Raw genomic sequence first — 21,031 nt, 5'->3', positions numbered from 1 at the left:
ATGATAAAAGAATACATTAAACTAAAAAAAGTTGAAAGTTCAATTATAGAAGTTGAAAATGTAAATGAAGCATCTTTTGGAGAAGTTGTAGAAGTAAAATCATCTGCCTCTGATAAACCAATGGTCGGCAAAGTTGTAAATATTAACGACGATACTGTTACTATCCAAGTATTTGGAGACAGTGCAGGAATGAGTACCGAAAATACTAGGGTTAGATTTTCACAAAGACCATTTGAGATAGCTTTGTCAGAAGATATTTTGGGAAGAAAATTCAACGGAATTGGTCAACCAATAGATAATGGTGGGGATATTTACGCAGCTAAATACTACAACGTAAATGGTCGTGCTATAAACCCAGTTTCCAGAGTTTATCCAAGAGATTTCATTCAAACAGGAATTAGTTCAATAGACTGTTTGATGACTCTTATTAGAGGACAAAAACTTCCGGTATTTTCTGGATCTGGAATGAGTCACAATAGATTGGCTGCACAAATCGTTCGTCAAGCCAAAATCAAAGGCGCTAACGAAGATAACTTCGCAATTGTATTCGGAGCCATTGGAGTAAAACACGATGAAGCGAGATTTTTTGAAGATACTTTCAGACAATCTGGTGTATTGAATAATGTGTGTATGTTTGTAAATTACGCTGACGATTCAATAATGGAAAGAATTATAACTCCAAGAGCAGCTCTAACTGCAGCAGAATACTTGGCTTTCGAAAAAAATTATCACGTTTTGGTAATAATAACTGATTTGACAAGTTATGCAGAAGCTCTTCGTGAAGTTTCTTCAAAAAGAGAAGAAGTTCCTTCTAGAAAGGGCTATCCAGGATATTTGTATTCTGATTTGGCATCATTGTATGAAAGAGCAGGTATGATTAAAGATGCAGAAGGCTCTGTAACTTTGATTCCAATTTTGACGATGCCTAATGACGATATCACTCATCCTATTCCGGACTTAACAGGATATATTACTGAAGGACAAATTGTTTTGGAAAGAAGTTTGATGCAAAAAGACATATATCCACCAATCAATGTTCTTCCATCATTATCGAGACTTATGAAAGATGGTATTGGTGAAGGATATACAAGAGAAGATCATCCGGATGTAAGTAGTCAATTATTTTCAAGTTATTCTCATGTTCAAGAGGTTAGGGATTTGGCACAAATTATCGGAGCAGATGATTTGAGTGAAGCTGATCAAAAATATTTGAAATTTGGAGACGAATTTGAAAACAAATTTGTAAAACAAGATTATTATGAAAACAGAGAAATAGAAGAAACATTAGATCTTGCATGGGATTTATTGAAGATTTTACCACAAAACGAATTGGATAGATTGTCACCAGATATGATTAAAAAATATATGAACAGGTGATTATATGGCAGTTTATAAGATGACTCCTACTAAGGGGAATTTAATAAAAGCTAAAAAAACACTGGATTTTTCCAAAAAAGGTTACAATCTTTTGGATAAAAAAAGAACTGTCCTCATCAAAGAAATGATGGGACTAATGAAAAAAGCACAAACTCTTCAAGATTCCATCGAAAAAGAGTTCGATGAGGCTTACGAGCTTTTGACAGAAGCATCCATAACAGTTGGAACTGATAGACTTGAAGAAATTTCCCATTCGATTAGTCACGAAAAAGAATTCGATATAATTTACAAATCAGTAATGGGAGTTGAAGTACCGAATATTGTATATCCAAAATCAAAAGCCGAAGCACAATATGGTTTCTTCAGAACTAATGCATCATTCGATAGGGCTGTTCTTGCATTCAACAAAATCAGAGAAACTATATACGAATTGGCTGAAATGGAAAATGCAGTGTATAAATTGGGTAAAGAGATTAAAAAAACTCAAAAACGTGCCAATGCGTTGGATAAAATACAAATTCCAAAATACGAACAATCAATTAAAGATACTGAAGATATCTTAGCCGAAAAAGAAAGAGAAGAATTCTTCAGATTGAAGATGGTCAAAAAGAAAAAGAAATAAATATCGGTTGGGCAGATGGTTTGCCTGACCGTTTTTTTGTTGTATGATGTATATAGCAAATAAATTAAAAAGAGAAGGATGAATATGAATACGTTAAAATTTTTGACACATTGTATTTGGTGGCAAGATATAAAAAAACCAGAGAAATTTTCTGAAAATATTTTAAGAATACTATATATTGCTCTGGAATTATTTATTAGTTGGTTGTTGATAATGTATTTAACAAATTTCAGTTTGAATAAAGTGCTTTATGTATTTTTATCCATCTATATAATATTATCTTTGTTGACATTTGGAGCTATTAGATCGTATTTGCTTGAAATATCAGAAGATAAACCTCTTTTATCTTGGGGATTTTGGATTTTGGACTGGCAACTTTCTTTAGTTGGATTGTTTTTTTTAGCATTTAACAGAGGAAATATTTTTAAAATAATTAAAAAATAATTTTAAGGAATTTAAAAAAGAATTCCTTATTTTTGTTTGTGAATGGTAACGGTTTGAGGTATTATATAAATAGAGGTGATTATATGTGTAATTGGGATTTGTCCAAGATGTATAAGGACAAGAACGAAATTGAAAAAGATATTAAATTAGTTAACGAAAATATTAATAAAATTGATGAATTGAAGAAAAATGAAAAGGATAATTTTATAAAAATAATGGATTTACTTTTCGAAACTGACAGAGTAATGGATAATTTGTACACTTACGCTTCAATGAAAAAGGATGAAAACAGCAAGGTTTCAGATAGTGTAAAATTGGAATTGGAATTGTCATCATTGTACAACAAGCTACAATCTAGATTTTCTTTTGTTGAACCATTTGTTTTATCATTAAAAGAAGATGAACAAGACAAACTTATCAGAGAAAATCCAAGTTATGAAATATTCTTCAAAAAGATTTTGAGATTTAAGGAACACACTTTATCTGCAGAAGAAGAAAACATTATTTCTCTTATGAGTGAAGCTATGTCAAGCCCACACAATGATTTCTACAGTTTGCAAAACACAGATATGGAATTTCCTTATGTAGAATCAATCGATGAAAAGCTTACAAATGCTAATTTTGTTCCACTATTATCTAAGCTTCCACGTGAACAAAGAAAAGAAGTTTTTGAAAAATATTACGATGAATTAGCTAAGTACAACAATACTTTTGGCTCTACTTTGTATGCGAATATCAAAAATTTGGTTATACTATCTAAAATCAAAAAATACGACAGTGCAAGACAAATGGAATTATTCAACGACGATGTTGAAGAAGTTGTGTACGATAATTTAATCGACATTGTGCACGAATACTTGCCATACATGTACAAATACTACAAGGCAAGAACAAAATTGTTAGGATTAGATGAGCACCACATGTACGATGTTTATGTTCCATCTACAAAAGGTTTTGATCGTGAAATTCCATTTGAAGAAGCTAAGAAAATGGTGATTGAAGCTGTAAAACCAATGGGAGAAGAATATCAATCTATCATGAAGAAAGCTTTTGAAGAAAATTGGATTGATGTTTATCCAAAAGATGGCAAGAAACCAGGCGCTTACAGTTGGGGATCATACGATTCTTATCCATACATTTTATTAAACTACACAAATGATGTGGATTCTGTGTTCACTTTGATTCACGAATTGGGTCATTCAATTCATTCATATTATTCAAGAGCTAACAATGAGTTCAAATATGCAGGCTATACTATATTTGTTGCAGAAGTTGCAAGTACTTGTAACGAAATGTTGTTGTTGGATTATATGATTAAAAACGCTAAGAATGACGATGAAAAACTATACTTGTTAGATCATCACATCAACTCATTCAAATCAACAATTTTCAGACAAACTATGTTTGCAGAATTTGAACGAGAAACTCACAAATTAGTTGAAGAAGAAAAGGCATTAACTGGAGAAGATTTCAACGAAATTTACCTTAACTTAAACAAAAAATACTTCGGAGAAAGTGTTGTATCAGATGATTTGATTAAGTACGAATGGTCAAGAATCCCTCATTTCTACACTAACTTCTATGTGTATAAGTATGCTACAGGTCTTAGTTCATCATCAATCTTGTCACAAAAGATTTTATCGGGAAATGAGCAAGATTTGGAAAACTACAAGAATTTCTTAAAAGATGGTAACAAAAACTATCCTCTAGTACAACTTAAAAACGCTGGAGCAAACATCAAAGATAAAGAAGTTTTGAGAACTGCTTTTGAAGTTTTTAAAGAAAAAGTATTAGAATTTGAAAAAATTGTCAATAAATAGGGGAGAAATTCATGAAATATAAATCATTACACACATGTATCAGAGTAACTAATTTGGAAAAATCAATCGAGTTTTATGAAAAAGCTTTAGGTATGGAAGTTACAAGCAAGAAAGATTTCCCTGAAGATAAGTTCACACTTGTGTATATGACAAGCGATCACAACTATGAAATCGAACTGACTTATAACTACGGGAAGACAGATTATACTCATGGCGATTTCTACGGTCACATGGCTTTTGAAGTTGAAGATTTGAAAAAATCACACGAATATCACAAATCTTTAGGTTATGAAGTTGATGAATTAGGTGGACTTGAAGGTGTTGCAACATTTTATTTCATGAAGGATCCAGATGGATTTAACATCGAAATAATTGGTAAATAGTATGAATCTTGAGTTAAAACATGTGAATAAATCTTTTGGAGATAACAAAGTTTTAACCGATATTTCATTTAAAGTTGAAAGCGGACGTGCTTTTGGGTTTTTGGGTAGAAATGGAGCCGGAAAAACTACAACTATGAGAATCATTACGGATGTTTTGAGTGCTGATAGTGGACAAGTTTTGATTAACGGCTCTCCCATTAATTATAATGAAGTTAATATCGGATATCTTCCAGAAGAAAGAGGGTTGTATTCCAACGAAAAAGTGTTTACACAATTGTATTATTTTGCAAGACTTAAAGGTACAGACAGAAGAAGTGCTCTTCAAAATGTAAGATATTGGCTTGACAGATTTGACCTTGCAAAACACAAGAACAGAAAATTGTCCACTTTATCCAAAGGTTTAAGGCAAAAAGTTCAAATTATTTCTGCTCTTTTAAATGACCCTGATATTTTGGTATTGGATGAGCCGTTTTCTGGACTTGATCCAATCAATGCCCATGAACTAAAATTGGCTGTTGGAGAATTTATACAAAATCAAAAAATAGTTATATTCTCCAGCCATTTGATGAGTTATGTTGAAGAATTTTGCAGAGATGTTTGCGTTATTGAAGAAGGTAGAATTATTTTGAATGGGGATTTGAATGAAATCAAAACTTCAATGGCTGAGAAAAAAATGCTACTTAATGCAAACAATATGGGAATTTGGGAATTAAAAGAGTTATTGGAGTCAGAAAATTTGATATATCCAGATGCTGTTGTCAGAGAATTCAAGCTTTTGGTCAGACTTACTGAGAATGTAACCAAAGAAGATATACTAGAATTTATGATGTTAAATCAAATCGACATCAATTGTTTCAGTCAATACGAACCTAGTCTTCAAGATGTATTTGTGTCAAAGGTTGGTGTTAGAGAATAATGAAAAAATTTAGTAGAGTATTTAATTTTGAATTTAATTCTATAATAAGACACAATTCGTATTTGATTGCAACATTAGTAATCACAATATTGGTGTTTGCTTTGTCGTTTTTGCCGAGATTTATGCCATCTATTTTTAATAGCATGAATACTGGAGCGAACAAAAACGCAACCATAGATATTAACACTCTTACATTTGATAAAACTTGTATTTATTCATCTGATAACAAAATTGATGTGAAGTATTTGAAGACTATTATGGGACTTGATGATAAAAATATCCTAAAATCCGAAGATGAAGTGAAAAAAGCTGTCGAAAATGGAGAATACAACATTGGATTTGTAGTTGAAAGTCCTACAAAATTTAATTCTTATATAAAAAACAAAGAGTTTATGGATGATCATTCACAACGCTTTACAAAAGCTTTGGAGAAGTATAATTACGATAAAAGTCTGATTAATAATGGAGTGGATCCTGGAATAATCGAGAAAAACTCAAAAGAGAAAATCGACTTTACAGAAAAAGTTTTGAATAAAGACCGTTCGCACTCATTTGTGTTTTCGATAGTTTTCGTAATACTTTTTGATTTGATGATTTTATTCTACGGAAGTGTTATGAGTAACAATATCTCCAGAGAAAAAAAGGACAAAACTATTGAAGTTCTACTATCATCAGCAAAACCAAGTGTGTTTGTGTTTGGCAAACTATTAAGTTCAGCAGTTTTGGGAATAATCCAATACTTTATATTTATTATTGCGGGAATAATCGGAATATTTGTTAATAAAAACTATTATCCAGAAGGAATTTGGACGTTTTTCACAAATACTTTGAGTCTAAAATTCTTGTTGACTATACTTTTGTTTGTAGTGTTTGGATTTGTTTTGTATTTGATATTGTTCCAAATTCTTGGACTTGCTGTAAAAAGAGCGGAAGAAGTTAATTTCCTAATAGTTCCAATATTTTTGGTACTCGTTGGATTATTCTTTGTAATAATCAATTCATTAGGAAAAGACAGCGATATTTTGATTAAAATATTATCGTTTGTGCCTTTTTCATCTGCAACCTTGATGCCAGTTAGATTTTTATTGAATGATGTGAAGTTATTGGAAATAGGAATATCATTTGGATTGATGCTTGTAGTGATAGTTTTATTGTTAATAAAAGCAATAAAAATGTATCGCAAAAGCGCAATGGAAAATATCGATTAAAACACTTGACAGAATATGCAAATAGTGTTAGTGTTATATTGTAACAACTAGATAATTATCTTATTAAGAGTAGTGGAGGGAATGGGCCCTATGAAACTCAGCAACCTATTAAATTAGGTGCTAAATCCCACAGGAAATCCTGAAAGATAAGTTTACACATCCTTACCTTTTCAGGTGAGGATTTTTTTATGGAGGTACTATGAAAAACATATTTTTAACATCTGAATCAGTTACTGAAGGTCATCCTGATAAAGTCTGTGACCAAATTTCTGATGCAATATTAGATGCTATTATTAAAGAAGACAAGGATGCAAGGGTTGCTTGTGAAACTTGTTCAACAACAGGACTTGTTATGGTAATGGGAGAAATAACTACAACAAGTTACGTAGACATCAGATCAATAGTTAGAAAAACTTTGGAAGAAATCGGCTATGATAATGCAGATTATGGTATTGATGCAAGAACTTGCGCAATCATCACTTCATTGGAGGAACAATCTACAGATATCGCACAAGGCGTTGATGAATCTGAAGAATACAAGGGCAACAAATCAGACGAATACGATAGATACGGTGCAGGAGACCAAGGAATGGTATTTGGTTATGCAACTAATGAAACAGAATCAGGATTGCCATTGCCATTGGAATTATCACACAAATTAGCTAGAAGACTTGCTACTGTAAGAAAAGAAAAAATCTTGAATTATTTGAGACCAGATGGCAAAACACAAGTAACTGTTGAATACGAAAACGACGCTCCAAAAAGAATTGAAGCTATAGTAGTTTCAACACAACACGATCCAGATGTTGATTACGAACAATTAAAAGAAGACATCAAAAGAGAAGTTATCTTGAAAATCGTAGATGAATCTATGATTGATGAAAACACAAAATTCTTCATCAACCCAACAGGAAAATTCGTAATAGGGGGACCAATGGGAGATGCTGGACTTACAGGAAGAAAAATAATAGTAGACACTTACGGTGGATTCTGTAATCACGGAGGTGGAGCATTCAGTGGAAAAGACCCTACAAAAACAGATAGATCAGCAGCATATTTTGCAAGATATATCGCAAAAAATGTCGTAGCAGCTGGACTTTGCGACAAATGTGAAGTAGGTTTCTCTTATGCAATCGGAGTTGCAAAACCAATCAGTATGTTCATCAACACATTTGGAACAAATAAAATCGAAGAAGAAAAAATTATTGAAGCAATAAATGAAAACTTTGATGCAAGACCAAAAGCAATAATCGACAAATTGGATTTACAAAGACCTATTTACAGAGATGTTGCAAGCTACGGACATTTCGGACGTGATGATTTGGATTTATCATGGGAAAAATGTGACAAAGCTGAAGCTTTGAAGAAATATCTATAAAATAAAAATCAGTGAATGTTAAAATATTTCAACATTCACTGATTTTTTTAGTACTTATTTAGTACTCCAAAAAAAATAGATAGCTAAAATTAGCTATCTAGAGTATGTATGGCGGGAAATGGTAGGAATCGAACCTACCCGGGCAGCTCTTAACTACCTGAGACGGTTTTGAAGACCGCAGGGCACACCAGCACCCATCAATTCCCAAATACCTTAATATTATACCAAAAACAAAGTTAATTTACAAATTATTTTACAATTAATTCACAAAAATGTAATAAATACATAATAGATTAGGGCAATGCACAAGCAAAGCCCAGTTCTATTATTTAAAATCTTTTATTTTAACTCTGTCGTTTTCAATCCTCTTAGTGTAACCTTTAATATCTAGTGTTTCTAAAAGAGTGATTGCACTTTTTCTTGACATATTAAGCATATCTTTGAGTTCTTTTACATTCAAAGTTTTGTTGTTATTGAAATGATCATCGACAGTTTTGATGAATTTGTCGTAACATTTTTTAGAAATCAAAAAGTTATCTCTTAAAATTACGACGTCTTTTTGCAATAAAATGCCTAAAATAGTCTTGTCTTTTTGGTTGTGAACAACATTGTCTATCTTCAATAATTTGTCGAATTGGTTTTGACAAATATCTTGAAGCATTTTCTTTCTGATTTTTTCATCTTCATCACTTAACTGAACTTTGTGAGATTTAGAAGATATTATACCACTTTCTTCCATCAAAACCTCTTGGTCGTTTAAGTCTTTAAGCATGTAATTGAAGAATGGTCTATCGTCATCAAGTTGTAATTTTTTAAGAAGTTCTTCTTTGTTAATACCAGGTAATAAAGGATTTGTCTTGTGGAATGATATCACAAACATTTTTAATTTACCTAATAATTTTAAGTAAGCTTCTATTTCTAATACTTTATCATTTCTAATTACAACTTTATCTTCTTGTTTTAGTTCGTCTAATTCTTTTAAAACTTTGTCTTTTGATTCCGAAGAATAGAATACCAAATCATCGATTTTTGTAGGATAAATCTCATCTTCAAGATAATTCAATATAATATCCTTGATTTTTCCTTCTTCTTTTATTTTAAGATTTTCAATTATTTCTTCATCGAATAATTTGTGCTTTCTTACAGAACCATCAATTATAATACCACCACCGATGGTAACTTGTGGGGAAAATTGTCTTAAAATAAAAGGATCAGATGTTTTTGCATAGATTTTTTCTTCAAGTCTTATTTGAACTAAAGCCTGTGTTCCCGGTTGAATTACTTGCTTATCAAGTGGAACTACCCTTCCGAATATTTCTTTTGTACCGTGGAACAATCTTACTCTATCCCAGTGATTTAAAGGCGATGCACTTTCTAACAATGTAAGTCTAACATCTATCATATTGAAAGCTTTTAGTGAGTTTTTCTTGGCAATAACATATCCTCTGTCGATTTCATCCAAATTTAGATTGATATTCAAAGCAACTCTTTGGGATGGGTGAGCAACATTTACATTTTTATTGTGAACTTGAATGTTTTTAATATTAATATCTTTTTCAATAGGATATATAAAAGATTCTCCCTTGTGAATATCTCCATCAAGAAGTGTTCCAGTAACAACTGTTCCAATTCCTTTGACATTGAATTTTCTGTCGATATTCATTCTGTAATCTCTTTCAGCGTGTTTTTGCTTTAATTTCTTAGATTCAGAATCTATCATTTGAATTAAATTATCTATTCCTCTTTTTGAAACAGAATCCACTTCGCAAACAGGACAGTTTTCAAGGAAAGTTCCCTTAACTAATTCTTTTACTTGTTCGGTTGTCTTTTGTGTTTCTTCATCAGTCGCCAAGTCTCTTTTTGTCAAGACAACAATACCTTCAGTTTTATTTAAAAACCTAAGAATATCCAAATGTTCAACAGTTTGTGGCATTACACCTTCTTTACAGTCGATACATAAAAGAATCATGTCCATTCCAAAAGTACCAGTCATCATATTTTTTACAAACTTTTCATGACCTGGCACGTCTATTATTCCAGCTCTTTGACCACTTGGAAGATCAAAATAGCTAAAACCTAAATCGATAGAAATTCCTCTCTTTTTTTCTTCCGGTAGTCTATCAGTACTATTTCCGGTTAAAGCTTTTATTAATGTAGTTTTTCCATGATCGATATGGCCAGATGTACCTATAATAAAATCCATATAACCTCCAATTAATTTACTAACGTATATTATATCATATTTCGTTATTTTTTATAAAACATAAGGAAATTATTTTCATAAGTTTTTTGACAAACGTATTGGTTTAAAACGGTAAAGTAAATATAAAATACTTTTGTCAATTACTTTATCATTATATTAAAGTTGATTAACCAAAAGATACATTTATAAGAATATATATACATAAATAATGCGATATTATGCTAGTTAATAAAGTGATAATGAATATTAATAAGGATTTTAAACAAAATACTAATTTACTTTAGGAAATATAAGTGGTATAATAAAAAATATAAATAAGAAAATAATCTTAATAACTGAAGGAAAACAATTTTTTAGGAGGATTTTAATGAGTTTTACATTTGACTTAAAAGAACATGCTTCTCAAGTCGAAGAATTTAGAGAATTTGTGAGAAGCAAAAAGGACATTAAGGGTCCATTGATGCCGGTATTACAACGTGCACAAGATGAATTTGGGTATTTACCAAAGGAAATTATCACTATGATTTCTAAAATATTGGACATTCCTTTGTCAGAAATTTACGGTGTTATTACTTTTTACGCACAATTTTCTTTGATTCCAAAAGGAAAGTACGATATTCAAGTTTGCGAAGGAACTGCTTGTTATGTAAAAGGAGCTCAAAGAGTTTCTGAAAAACTACAAGAGATTTTGAAAATTCCAGCAGGAAGCACTACTGAAGACCAAAAATTTTCCATTACTGCATGTAGATGTGTTGGATTATGTGCATTAGCTCCGGTTATTGTAATTAATGGAGATGTGTATGGTAAGGTAGCTGTTAACGAATTAGAATCTATTGTTAGTAAATATAATTAATTTAGGGGTTTATTATGGATATTCAAAAACTTAATGAGATAAGAGATGAGTTTGCAAAAAACATTAAAATGCGTGAACTCGTAAAGGATAAAATTTATGTTGAACATACAAATCCAAAGGAAAAACAAATTGTTGTGTGTGGTGGAGCTGGTTGTGAAGCTACAGGAGCAAAATCTTTGATTGATGAGTTCAATAAATATATAGAAGAAGAAAATATTGATAATGTTGCGGTTGTTCCAGTTGGATGTATTGGACTTTGTGAAACTGGTCCTAACGTTGTTGTGTATCCTGAAGGAATATTCTACACAAGAGTTAAGTTATCTGATGTTAAAAGCATTGTAGACAAATCAATCGTTAATGATGAGGTTGATGAAGATGTAGTGTACGAAAATGCAAAACAAGATGACAAAATTTTGAAATACAATTCGGTTGATTTCTACGACAAACAATTTAAGATTGCATTGAGAAATGTAGAAAAAATTCAATTAGAATCTTTGAATGAATATATTGGCGCAGATGGTTATCAAGCATTACATAAAGCCATTTTTGATTTAGACCCAAAATACATAATTGAAGAAATGAAAAAATCAGGATTAAGAGGTCGTGGTGGAGCAGGTTTCCCAACAGGTAGAAAATGGGAATCAGCATTTAAAGTAGAAAACAGTCAAAAATATGTTATTTGTAATGCTGATGAAGGAGACCCTGGTGCTTTCATGGACAGAGCAATTCTTGAAGGAGACCCTCATTCAGTTCTAGAAGGTATGGCTATTTGCGGTAGAGCGATTGGTGCTAATCAAGGTTTTATCTATGTAAGAGCAGAATATCCAATTGCTGTTAAAAGATTGAGAATTGCGATACAACAAGCAAAAGAAATGAATCTTTTAGGAAACAACATTTTTGGATCTGATTTTTCATTTGATATCGAATTGAGATTGGGTTCAGGAGCTTTTGTATGTGGTGAAGGTACTGCCTTGATGGAATCTATCGAAGGAAGACGTGGAATGCCTCGTACTAAAATATTCAGAACTGCTGAAAGAGGATTGTGGGATAAACCAACTATTATCAATAACGTTGAAACATTTGCTAATGTTCCAGCAATTATGTATAAAGGTGCAGATTGGTTTACAAGTTTTGGTACAGAAGGTTCACCAGGAACTAAAGTATTCGCTTTAGGTGGTAAAGTTGTAAACACTGGTTTGGTAGAAGTTCCAATGGGATCTACTTTAAGAGAAATAATATTTGATATCGGCGGCGGAATTAAAGATGGAAAGAAGTTCAAAGCTGTTCAAACAGGTGGACCATCTGGTGGATGTATTCCAGAAGAATTCCTGGATACTCCAGTTGATTTCGAATCATTAGGAAAAATCGGTTCAATCATGGGATCAGGTGGAATGATTGTAATGGATGAAGACGACTGTATGGTTGATATTGCTAGATTCTTCCTTGAATTTACTGTAGATGAATCTTGCGGTAAGTGTGTTCCATGTCGTGAAGGTACTAAGAGAATGCTTGAAATTCTAGAAAAAATCACTTCCGGAAAAGGTGAAGATGGAGATATCGAAGCATTAGAAGAATTGTGTGATACTATCACATCAGCTTCACTTTGTGGTCTTGGACAAACAGCTCCAAATCCAGTTATCTCAACATTAAAATACTTCAGAAATGAATATGAAGCTCACATTTACGATAAGAAATGTCCTGCTCATGCATGTAAGGCACTTTTATCATATGAAATTACAGACAAATGTATAGGTTGCACTAAATGTGCTAAAAATTGCCCTGTAAGTTGTATAGAAGGAGAAGTTAAGAAACAACACGTTATCGACAAATCTCAATGTATAAAATGTGGTAATTGCGAAACTGTATGTCCTGTTCACGCTGTAGTTAGGAGATAGATAGTATGATTACTGTAACTATTGACGGAAAAGTAATTAAAACTGATAAGCCTAAATTCATTATTGAACTAGCAAGGGAAAATGGAATAGATATTCCAAACTTATGCTATGACAAAAACTTGGATGTAGTGAGTGCGTGTAGACTTTGCTTGGTAGAAATTGAAGGTAGTAAAAAACTTATGACAGCTTGTTCTACTTTGGCAAAAGACAACATGGTTGTTCATACTAAAACAGATAGATTAATAAAACACAGACAAAGAATTCTTCAAATGTTGTTGGATTCTCATCCAAATGATTGCTTGACATGTCAAAAATCTGGAGAATGTCAATTACAAAAATATTCATATGAATACGGAGTAAAATTCAGAGAACATGACGGAGCAAAAAGAGAAAAATTAGTCGATGATTCTTCACCATACATCATTAGAGATGATAGCAAGTGTATATTATGCGGAAAATGCGTAAGAACTTGTAATGTTATGGATGATAGAAAAATACTTAATTTCTCAAATAGAGGATATCAAACAAGAATTAACTTAGATATTAATGATACATTTGAATCTTCTTATTGTATTTCATGCAATAGATGTGTAGTAGCTTGTCCAGTAGGAGCATTGATGGATAAGAGAGCTATGAATTTAGGAAGAAAATGGGAATTAGAAACTAAGAAAGTTCAATGTAGGGTTTGCGAATACGGTTGTGAATTCGAAGTTTTAAGAAAGAATGGAAAGAACCTTGCATTGAGAGCATTGAGTCCAGAAAATGGCAGACCACTTTGCTTAAAGGGTAGATTGACTACGGAATTATTAAATGTAGATAATCCAAAACAACCTTACAAAAAGATTGGCGGAGAATTTGTGGAAGCTAGTTGGAATAATGTCTTAGGTTTGGATAAGATTTTAGAAAAAATCGAAAAAATAAACGAGTAAAAAATCAAGAATAAATATAGAGAATTAATAGGTGAAGTTATGAATAGAGAACAATTAATATCAATTATTGATGATGCTGTTAATAGAGAAGATGATTCGTACACATTTTACAAAAATGCAGCTGAAAAAGCAGAGGATCCTCAAACAAAAAGTCTTTTTGAAAGACTTAGCAAGGAAGAATTGAAACACAAAGATTACTTACAAAAATTCTTAGAAACTAAAGCTGAAACTATAAAAATTGATGATAGTGAAGATTATAATTTATCACAAGACATTGATAGACCAAGAATGACTACGGAAATGGACTTCAGAGATGCTATCAAATTAGCTATCAAAAGAGAAGAAGAAGCTATGCAATTGTACGCTGATATTGCAAATTCTTGCTTAGATAAAGCTGAACAAGATATTTTTGCTGGATTATCTAAAATGGAAAAATTGCATAAAACTGAACTAGAAGAAATATTTTTGAATGTAGGATTTAACGAAGTTTGGTAGGTGTAATATGTTAAATATAAATATTGATGGTATTGATGTTCAAGTTGAAGAAAATACCACTGTATTAGAAGCGGCGCATAAAATAGGGATTGATATTCCGACATTGTGCCACGATAAATACCTGAGCGAATTTGGCGGTTGTAGAATGTGCTTAGTTGAGATAGAAGGATCCAGAAAACTTCAAACGTCATGTTCTACTATGGTCAAAGACGGAATGGTTGTTAAGACGGAAACTGATAGATTAATTAAAACTAGACAAAATATACTTAAACTTTTGATGATGAATCACCCTAAGGATTGCTTGACATGTTCAAAAGTTGGAAATTGTAGATTACAAGATTTGTGCTACAGATATGGCGTTAAAAACCCAGAAGTTTTAGGTAAATACGGTAACTATGACATAGAAGTTCAAAATCATGAAGTTGATGATAGCAATCCATTGATTTTTAGAGATCAAAACAAATGTATATTGTGCGGGAAATGCGTAAGAGTATGTGAAGAAGTTCAATGTACACATACTGTAGATTTTAAAAACAGGGGATTTGATTCATATATTTCTACAGCTTTTGACCTTCCTTTGTCAAAGGAAAACTGTCGTATGTGTGGACAATGTATAAGCGTGTGTCCAACTGGAGCATTGATTAATAAACAATTAAAAGACACTAGACCTTGGGAAGTAGAAAAAGTAAAGACAACTTGTCCATTCTGTGGTACAGGATGTCAATTTAACTTGATTGTAAAAAATGGAAAAGTTCAAGGTGTTGAACCATGTGATGGTTATGTAAACCAAAACTCACTTTGTATAAAAGGGCGTTTCCATACAGATATGATTCACTCAGATGAAAGATTGACAACTCCATTAATTAGAAAAAATGGAGAATTATTTGAATGTAGCTGGGATGAAGCTATTGGTTATGTTGGAAAGAAATTAAGAGATATTAAAATGGAATTTGGTCCAGATTCTATTGCTGGTTTAAGTTCTGCTAGATGTACAAACGAAGATAACTTTGTATTCCAAAAAATGATGAGAGCAGCGATTGGAACAAACAACGTCGATCACTGCGCCAGAACCTGACACGCTCCAACAGTTGCAGGTCTTGCAGCTACATTAGGAAGTGGAGCTATGACAAACTCTATAGAAGAAATTCTGGGTGCAGAATTGTTGTTTGTTATAGGTTCTAATGCTACTGAAGCACATCCTATTATTGGTAATAAGATGAAACAAGCAGTTAAAAAAGGAACTAAACTTATAGTTGTAGATCCAAGAAAAACTGGCTTAGCGGAAGAAGCGGATATTTGGTTGAGATTAAATCCAGGTACGGATGTATTCTTGTTAAATGCTATGATGAAAGTTATCATAGAAGAAGGATTAGAAGCCAAAGATTATATTGAATCTCGTGTTGAAAACTTTGAAGGCTTGAAGAAAACTGTAATGAAGTACGATTTGGATGAAGCTGAAAAGGTAACTGGAGTAGATAAGGATTTAATCAGAGAAGCTGCTTTGCTATACGCTAAGACAGAAAAAGCAGGTATATTCTACACATTGGGAATTACAGAACATACTCATGGTACAGAAAACGTAATGAGCTTGGCAAATTTAGGAATGTTAACTGGCCATGTAGGTATTGAATCTGGCGGTATTAACCCTATTAGAGGTCAAAACAATGTACAAGGAGCTTGTGATTTAGGAGCTTTACCTAACACATATCCTGCTTATGCAAAAGTTACAGATCCAAAAGCTCGTGAATTTTTCGAAAGCGTATGGAAAACTCCATTGAGTCCAAATCTTGGATATCAAATTCCTGAAATGTTTAATCAAGCCGTTAAGGGCAATTTGAAGGCGATGTATATAATGGGAGAAGATCCTGTTCTATCAGATCCAGATGCAAACCACGTTAAAAGAGCATTGAATAACTTGGATTTATTAGTAGTTCAAGATATATTCATGTCCGACACTGCTAAGCTTGCTGATGTTGTATTCCCAGCAACTTGCTATGCAGAAAAGGATGGAACTTTTACAAATACTGAAAGAAGAGTTCAAAGAGTCAGAAAAGCTGTAGCTCCTCCAGGACAAGCGAGAAATGACTGGTCAATTTTATGTGATGTAAGTAAAATCATCAATCCAAATGTATTCTTCGATTATGAAACTAGTGAAGATGTATTTGAAGAAATGAGAGTAACTATGCCAAGTTACAGAGGTATGACTTACGAAAGAATTGACAAAGTTGGATTACAATGGCCATGTCCTACAACATCTCATCCTGGTACAAAATACTTGCACAAAGGTATATTTGCAAGAGGTCAAGGTCAAATGATGGAAATAGAATACAGACCATCAGAAGAATTGCCTGATGAAGATTATCCAATGATTTTAAGTACAGGAAGAATGTTGTATCATTATAACATTACTACAAGATACTCTAAAGATTTGGATGGAGTAAGTCCTTATGAACTTGCTGAAATAAATCCTGAGGATGCAGAAAGATTGGGAGTAAAAGATTTGGATACTATCAGAGTTACTTCAAGAAGGGGAAGCATAGTAACTCGTGTTGTAGTAACTGACAGAGTATTGCCTAATATGATATTCATGACATTCCACTACAGAGAATCTCCAGTAAACGAAGTGACATCAAATCACTACGATCCAATTACAGGAACTGGTGAGTATAAAGTGTGTGCAATTCATGTTGAAAAAGTTGATTTGCATCCAGATCATGAGGATACAATTCAAAGATTTGTTAACATGGCAACTTTATTATCAGACGAACACAAAAAAGATAAAAAAGTAATTTAAACAAACAAAAAAGATCTCAGATTTTTAAAATCTGGGATCTTTTAAATTGCGATTATTTTAAAATATCTTCAATCAATTTTAGCAATTTGTCGTTTGATTGCTCATCCAAAATACAAAATCTAAAAAAGTATTCACTCAAATTATTAAACGATGCACAGTCTCTTATGATAAGAGCATGAGGAATTAATTTTTCTCTTAATTCATGTGCAGTTAATTTTTTGTCCAATATTTCGCATAGTACGAAATTAGATTTTGAAGGATAAACTTTCAAGCAATCTATTTTTTCTAAAGTAGATATCATTTTTTCTTTTTCACTATTAATAAATTCGAACACGTTTTTGTGGTAATCAGTATCCGTGAACATCTCGCCACCAAGAATGTCGGCAAAAATATTTATGTTCCACAAATTGGTGTGTTTATTTATTTCATCGTAAAGTTTCTTATTTCCAGTTATTCCGTAACCCAATCTTATTCCTGCAGCTGCGAAAAACTTCGATGTAGAGCGTATAACAAGTAGGTTATCGAATTTTTCAGTTAAATTTACTGCTGAATATTTGTATACATCTGAAAACTCAACATAAGTTTCATCTATCATAAAATAGCAATTGTTTGATTTGATGAGTTCTTCAAGTTTTCTGTTTTCAATAGCATATCCTGTTGGATTGTTAGGATTGGTTAATATTACAAGACTTACGTCATTTTCTTCTATCATTCTCGATAATTTCTCACAATCTATCGCAAAATCATTTGATTTATCCAAATCGTAAGAAATTATATTGGAGTTGATTTTGTTGAGTTCTCTTTCGTACTCAGAATAACTAGGGTTGAATATTATTGCGTTTTTTGGATTGATTAGAGATATAAATGATGAAATCAAATTAGTGCTACCAGATGTAAGCAAGATTTTGTCTCTTGATACATTGGTGTATTTTTCAATAGATGATAGTAATTGATCGTAATTTGGGTCAGGGTATACTCCGACTTTATTAAGATTATTTTCAAGCTTAGTCATAGCTTTAGGACTAGGGCCCAAAGGATTGACGTTTGAACTGAAATCCTTGATTTCATCTATATTAAATCCGTATTCTTTTTGAATTTCAAAAAGATTTGCTCCATGAGATGATTTCATTTTTTCTCCTTATAAAATATTAATACCTCTTGTTTTATCTAACAAAATTGAGATGGATTCTTCTCTGTTGATGTGGTGAATAAATTCACTCATCAATTCGCTCATATCTACAGCGTGGAACCATTCTTTGTTTTTGATTGATTCTGGAACGTATGTTAAGTTTGTAGAATAAACTCCGTCAATGTATCCTTCTTTATTCATTTGATCGAATTTGTCAGGACCTTCAGTAAACAAAGCGAAACTTACTGCGCAGAATATTCTGTTTGCTTTTTGTTTTTTCAATTGTTTTGCTATATCAATAACAGATCCGCCAGAAGCAATCATATCGTCTACGATTAAAATGTCTTTTCCTTCAACTTCACGTCCAATATATTTGTGTTCAATAATAGGGTTTTTGCCATCTACTACTTTTGTGTAATCACGTCTTTTGTAGAATAATCCTATGTCTTGTTTCAAAATATTAGAATAATAAATTGCTCTATCCATTGCGCCAGTATCTGGTGATATTATAATCATGTTTTTCTTATCTAATTCATCAGTAGTTATGTTTTCTTTTTCTAAGAAATGAGTAACTATTTCTGCTGTAGGATAGATATTTTCAAATGTCATCAATGGAATTGCATTTTGTACGTTTGGATCGTGAACATCAAATGTGTAAATTCCATCTACTCCCATGTCTTCTAACTCTTGAAGCGCCATTGCACAGTCAAGTGATTCTCTGGATTTACGTCTGTGTTGGCGAGATGCATATAAAAGAGGCATCATAACGTTGATACGAGAAGCCTTTCCATTAATTGCGGAGATAACTCTTTTGATATCTTGGAAGTGTTCATCTGGACCAATTATAGTTTGTTCACCGAACATATTGTACTTCAATCCATAATTTCCAACGTCTGATATGATTAAAATATCACGACCTCTAACTGATTCATCGATTGTAACTTTACCTTCACCATTACTAAATCTGGATTCTGTTATCTTTAATAAATAACTTTCTGTTGCATCGTTTTTTTTCATTAAAAGTTCGTCAACTTCTTTTGCCAAACCTTCAATGTTTTTCATTGCTATGATTCCAAGTTCTCCGTATGGAAACTCTTCAAATTTTGATTCTGACATAAGTCCTCCTTAAATACTACATTATATATAAAGAATATCACAAACAATTTCCGTATTCAAATTTAAATAACACAAACTTTTTGATATAATCGGATAGGAAAGGTGTTTTATAAATGATGAATAATGATGATGAAAAATTCATGATGAAAGCTATCGAACAAGCGAAGATTGCATTTGATATGGACGAAGTTCCAGTTGGATGTGTTATTGTAAAAAATGGCGAAATAATTGCTCAAGCTTATAACAGTGTGGAAACAGATAACAATGCGACAAGGCATGCAGAATTAAAAGCTATTAATCAAGCAACTAAAGTTATTGGAAATTTTAGGCTTGATGATTGCACAATGTATGTGACATTGGAGCCTTGTGTGATGTGCACAGGAGCTTTGATATATTCGAGAATACCAAAAGCTGTGTTCGGAGCTTTTGATAAAAAAAGAGGAGCTTGTGGGTCTTTACTATCATTAAATGATTACGAGGGACTCAATCATAAAATAGAAGTAAAAAGTATCATGGAAAAAGAGTGCGTCGAATTGATGCAGAGTTTTTTCAGGGGGATTCGTGAAAAAAATAGAAATAAATAGATTAAGTGATTATTTGAAAAAAACATACGGCACGAAAGTTTACAAATTACCGCTAGATGGTGGATTCAGTTGTCCTAATAGAAAAAATTCTAACGGTTGTATTTTTTGTTCTGAAAGTGGATCTGGTGAATTTACTTTTAATGAATATTCAATCAAGGACCAAGTTGAATTGCAAATTAAAAGATTATCTGAAAAGAAAAAAGCAGACAAATTCATTGCGTATTTTCAATCGTTCACCAATACTTACAAGCCAGTAAATGAACTTAGAGAAATTTACTCAGATGCTATTGATAACGAAAATGTGTTGGTGCTTGATATAGCCACCAGAGGAGACTGCTTAGATGATGAAAAGATAAAACTTTTGCGCGATATAAACAAACAGGTGGATGTGTGGGTTGAAATGGGACTTCAATCCACTAAAAAGTCTACGATAGAATTAATCAATCGTGCTTATAGCAATGATGTTTATTTTGATATGGCAAAAAAACTTATGGATAATGACATTAAAGTAATCTCGCATGTAATAGCAGGCCTTCCATATGAAACTGAGGATGATTTTTTGGAAAGTGTGTATCAAACGCAAATGCATGATATTTGGGGAATCAAAATTCATTCATTATATATACAAACAGATTCAAGGTTGTACGATTATTATCTACGAAATAAATTTAAAATTCTAACGATGGATGAATACACTGATTGGGTTGTCGATAGTTTTAAAATTTTAAACGAAGACACTGTAGTTCATCGCATGACTGGAGATGCTTTTAAACCAAAACTTTATCTTCCTAAATGGTCTTGTGATAAATTGAGAGTAATTTCGGAGATTAATAGTAAAATTAAAAAATACAATACATAAAAAAATTTATTGAAGTTTTTGTGCTT

Annotated in this window: 17 protein-coding genes, 1 tRNA gene, 1 pseudogene and 1 riboswitch; of the genes and pseudogenes, 15 read left to right on the top strand and 4 right to left on the bottom strand. The window is 32.1% G+C overall.

The genetic code is table 11. The features are described 5' to 3' along the window. The 8 genes from ACLUJM_RS04290 to metK all read left to right on the top strand — a co-directional run bounded on the left by ACLUJM_RS04290 (position 1) and on the right by metK (position 8,148). Positions 1-1,377 (top strand): V-type ATP synthase subunit B, encoded by a 1,377-nt coding sequence (locus ACLUJM_RS04290; protein ID WP_294685034.1) that lies wholly within the window; start codon positions 1-3, stop codon positions 1,375-1,377. A gap of 4 nt (positions 1,378-1,381) precedes the next feature. After that, a complete protein-coding gene (locus ACLUJM_RS04285) occupies positions 1,382-1,999 on the top strand; it encodes a V-type ATP synthase subunit D (protein WP_094207409.1) in 618 nt (205 codons plus the stop codon). A gap of 84 nt (positions 2,000-2,083) precedes the next feature. After that, the gene (locus ACLUJM_RS04280) at positions 2,084-2,443 is read left to right on the top strand and encodes a hypothetical protein (protein WP_294685036.1); all 360 of its coding nucleotides are present in this window, start codon (positions 2,084-2,086) and stop codon (positions 2,441-2,443) included. 83 nt (positions 2,444-2,526) lie between these two features. Beyond that, positions 2,527-4,263: an oligoendopeptidase F gene (pepF, locus tag ACLUJM_RS04275; protein ID WP_412412279.1), complete on the top strand. Its 1,737-nt coding sequence runs from the start codon at positions 2,527-2,529 to the stop codon at positions 4,261-4,263. Between the two features lie 11 nt (positions 4,264-4,274). After that, complete coding sequence (locus ACLUJM_RS04270; protein ID WP_412412278.1) at positions 4,275-4,646, top strand: VOC family protein; 372 nt, start codon at positions 4,275-4,277, stop codon at positions 4,644-4,646. Between the two features lies 1 nt (position 4,647). Then, on the top strand, positions 4,648-5,562 hold the full coding sequence (locus ACLUJM_RS04265; RefSeq protein ID WP_294685039.1) for an ABC transporter ATP-binding protein: 915 nt from the start codon (positions 4,648-4,650) through the stop codon (positions 5,560-5,562). Continuing rightward, positions 5,562-6,770, top strand: a complete 1,209-nt coding sequence (locus ACLUJM_RS04260; protein ID WP_294685041.1) for an ABC transporter permease — start codon at positions 5,562-5,564, stop codon at positions 6,768-6,770. Before ACLUJM_RS04265 ends, ACLUJM_RS04260 begins: the two co-directional genes overlap by 1 nt. A 57-nt stretch (positions 6,771-6,827) precedes the next feature. Beyond that, a riboswitch (SAM riboswitch) is annotated at positions 6,828-6,923 on the top strand. A 46-nt stretch (positions 6,924-6,969) separates the two neighbouring features. Next, entirely contained in the window at positions 6,970-8,148 is a 1,179-nt protein-coding gene (gene metK / locus ACLUJM_RS04255) for a methionine adenosyltransferase (RefSeq protein ID WP_294685043.1), read from the top strand. Between the two features lie 109 nt (positions 8,149-8,257). On the opposite strand, the gene ACLUJM_RS04250 is transcribed toward metK, so the two are convergent. Then, positions 8,258-8,354, bottom strand: a tRNA-Sec gene (locus ACLUJM_RS04250). A 119-nt stretch (positions 8,355-8,473) separates the two neighbouring features. Next, the gene (gene selB / locus ACLUJM_RS04245; protein WP_294685044.1) at positions 8,474-10,351 is read right to left on the bottom strand and encodes a selenocysteine-specific translation elongation factor; all 1,878 of its coding nucleotides are present in this window, start codon (positions 10,349-10,351) and stop codon (positions 8,474-8,476) included. A gap of 367 nt (positions 10,352-10,718) precedes the next feature. Here selB and ACLUJM_RS04240 point away from each other — a divergent pair, with 367 nt between their 5' ends. The 5 genes and pseudogenes from ACLUJM_RS04240 to fdhF form a co-directional block, all read left to right on the top strand. After that, entirely contained in the window at positions 10,719-11,204 is a 486-nt protein-coding gene (locus tag ACLUJM_RS04240; protein ID WP_294685046.1) for a complex I 24 kDa subunit family protein, read from the top strand. Positions 11,205-11,218: 14 nt separating this feature from the next. Continuing rightward, on the top strand, positions 11,219-13,099 hold the full coding sequence (locus ACLUJM_RS04235) for an NADH-quinone oxidoreductase subunit NuoF (RefSeq protein WP_294685048.1): 1,881 nt from the start codon (positions 11,219-11,221) through the stop codon (positions 13,097-13,099). A gap of 5 nt (positions 13,100-13,104) precedes the next feature. After that, the gene (locus ACLUJM_RS04230) at positions 13,105-14,028 is read left to right on the top strand and encodes a 2Fe-2S iron-sulfur cluster-binding protein (protein ID WP_294685049.1); all 924 of its coding nucleotides are present in this window, start codon (positions 13,105-13,107) and stop codon (positions 14,026-14,028) included. Between the two features lie 39 nt (positions 14,029-14,067). Further along, entirely contained in the window at positions 14,068-14,523 is a 456-nt protein-coding gene (locus ACLUJM_RS04225) for a ferritin-like domain-containing protein (RefSeq protein ID WP_094210024.1), read from the top strand. A gap of 7 nt (positions 14,524-14,530) precedes the next feature. Next, positions 14,531-17,221 (top strand): annotated as a pseudogene (gene fdhF / locus ACLUJM_RS04220) (formate dehydrogenase subunit alpha); the annotation flags it as partial. Between the two features lie 148 nt (positions 17,222-17,369). Here the strand turns inward: fdhF and ACLUJM_RS04215 are convergent. Next, positions 17,370-18,446, bottom strand: a complete 1,077-nt coding sequence (locus ACLUJM_RS04215; RefSeq protein ID WP_412412277.1) for a pyridoxal phosphate-dependent aminotransferase — start codon at positions 18,444-18,446, stop codon at positions 17,370-17,372. A 9-nt stretch (positions 18,447-18,455) separates the two neighbouring features. Then, positions 18,456-19,562 carry a ribose-phosphate pyrophosphokinase gene (locus ACLUJM_RS04210; protein WP_412412276.1) on the bottom strand — a complete coding sequence of 369 codons (1,107 nt, stop codon included), beginning with the start codon at positions 19,560-19,562 and terminating at the stop codon, positions 18,456-18,458. A 113-nt stretch (positions 19,563-19,675) separates the two neighbouring features. On the opposite strand from ACLUJM_RS04210, the gene tadA reads away from it, so the two are divergent. Together tadA and ACLUJM_RS04200 are read left to right on the top strand one after the other, a co-directional pair. After that, complete coding sequence (gene tadA, locus ACLUJM_RS04205) at positions 19,676-20,146, top strand: tRNA adenosine(34) deaminase TadA (RefSeq protein ID WP_412412275.1); 471 nt, start codon at positions 19,676-19,678, stop codon at positions 20,144-20,146. Further along, positions 20,124-21,005 carry a TIGR01212 family radical SAM protein gene (locus ACLUJM_RS04200; protein ID WP_412412274.1) on the top strand — a complete coding sequence of 294 codons (882 nt, stop codon included), beginning with the start codon at positions 20,124-20,126 and terminating at the stop codon, positions 21,003-21,005. Before tadA ends, ACLUJM_RS04200 begins: the two co-directional genes overlap by 23 nt. The last annotated feature ends 26 nt before the right edge of the window (positions 21,006-21,031 follow it).

It is taken from the genome of Finegoldia sp. (assembly GCF_046991905.1).
In the GTDB taxonomy this organism is placed as follows: Bacteria; Bacillota; Clostridia; order Tissierellales; family Peptoniphilaceae; genus Finegoldia.
Note: the sequence above shows the minus strand (reverse complement) of the source record. Positions and strands in the feature narration are given on the sequence as shown.

Excerpts from the sequence above, each read along its gene's own strand:
- ACLUJM_RS04290 (WP_294685034.1), top strand. The coding sequence starts at position 1 with ATGATAAAAGAATACATTAAACTAAAAAAAGTTGAAAGTTCAATTATA.
- ACLUJM_RS04285 (WP_094207409.1), top strand. The coding sequence starts at position 1,382 with ATGGCAGTTTATAAGATGACTCCTACTAAGGGGAATTTAATAAAAGCT.
- ACLUJM_RS04280 (WP_294685036.1), top strand. The coding sequence starts at position 2,084 with ATGAATACGTTAAAATTTTTGACACATTGTATTTGGTGGCAAGATATA.
- pepF (WP_412412279.1), top strand. The coding sequence starts at position 2,527 with ATGTGTAATTGGGATTTGTCCAAGATGTATAAGGACAAGAACGAAATT.
- ACLUJM_RS04270 (WP_412412278.1), top strand. The coding sequence starts at position 4,275 with ATGAAATATAAATCATTACACACATGTATCAGAGTAACTAATTTGGAA.
- ACLUJM_RS04265 (WP_294685039.1), top strand. The coding sequence starts at position 4,648 with ATGAATCTTGAGTTAAAACATGTGAATAAATCTTTTGGAGATAACAAA.
- ACLUJM_RS04260 (WP_294685041.1), top strand. The coding sequence starts at position 5,562 with ATGAAAAAATTTAGTAGAGTATTTAATTTTGAATTTAATTCTATAATA.
- metK (WP_294685043.1), top strand. The coding sequence starts at position 6,970 with ATGAAAAACATATTTTTAACATCTGAATCAGTTACTGAAGGTCATCCT.
- selB (WP_294685044.1), bottom strand. The coding sequence starts at position 10,351 with ATGGATTTTATTATAGGTACATCTGGCCATATCGATCATGGAAAAACT.
- ACLUJM_RS04240 (WP_294685046.1), top strand. The coding sequence starts at position 10,719 with ATGAGTTTTACATTTGACTTAAAAGAACATGCTTCTCAAGTCGAAGAA.
- ACLUJM_RS04235 (WP_294685048.1), top strand. The coding sequence starts at position 11,219 with ATGGATATTCAAAAACTTAATGAGATAAGAGATGAGTTTGCAAAAAAC.
- ACLUJM_RS04230 (WP_294685049.1), top strand. The coding sequence starts at position 13,105 with ATGATTACTGTAACTATTGACGGAAAAGTAATTAAAACTGATAAGCCT.
- ACLUJM_RS04225 (WP_094210024.1), top strand. The coding sequence starts at position 14,068 with ATGAATAGAGAACAATTAATATCAATTATTGATGATGCTGTTAATAGA.
- ACLUJM_RS04215 (WP_412412277.1), bottom strand. The coding sequence starts at position 18,446 with ATGAAATCATCTCATGGAGCAAATCTTTTTGAAATTCAAAAAGAATAC.
- ACLUJM_RS04210 (WP_412412276.1), bottom strand. The coding sequence starts at position 19,562 with ATGTCAGAATCAAAATTTGAAGAGTTTCCATACGGAGAACTTGGAATC.
- tadA (WP_412412275.1), top strand. The coding sequence starts at position 19,676 with ATGATGAATAATGATGATGAAAAATTCATGATGAAAGCTATCGAACAA.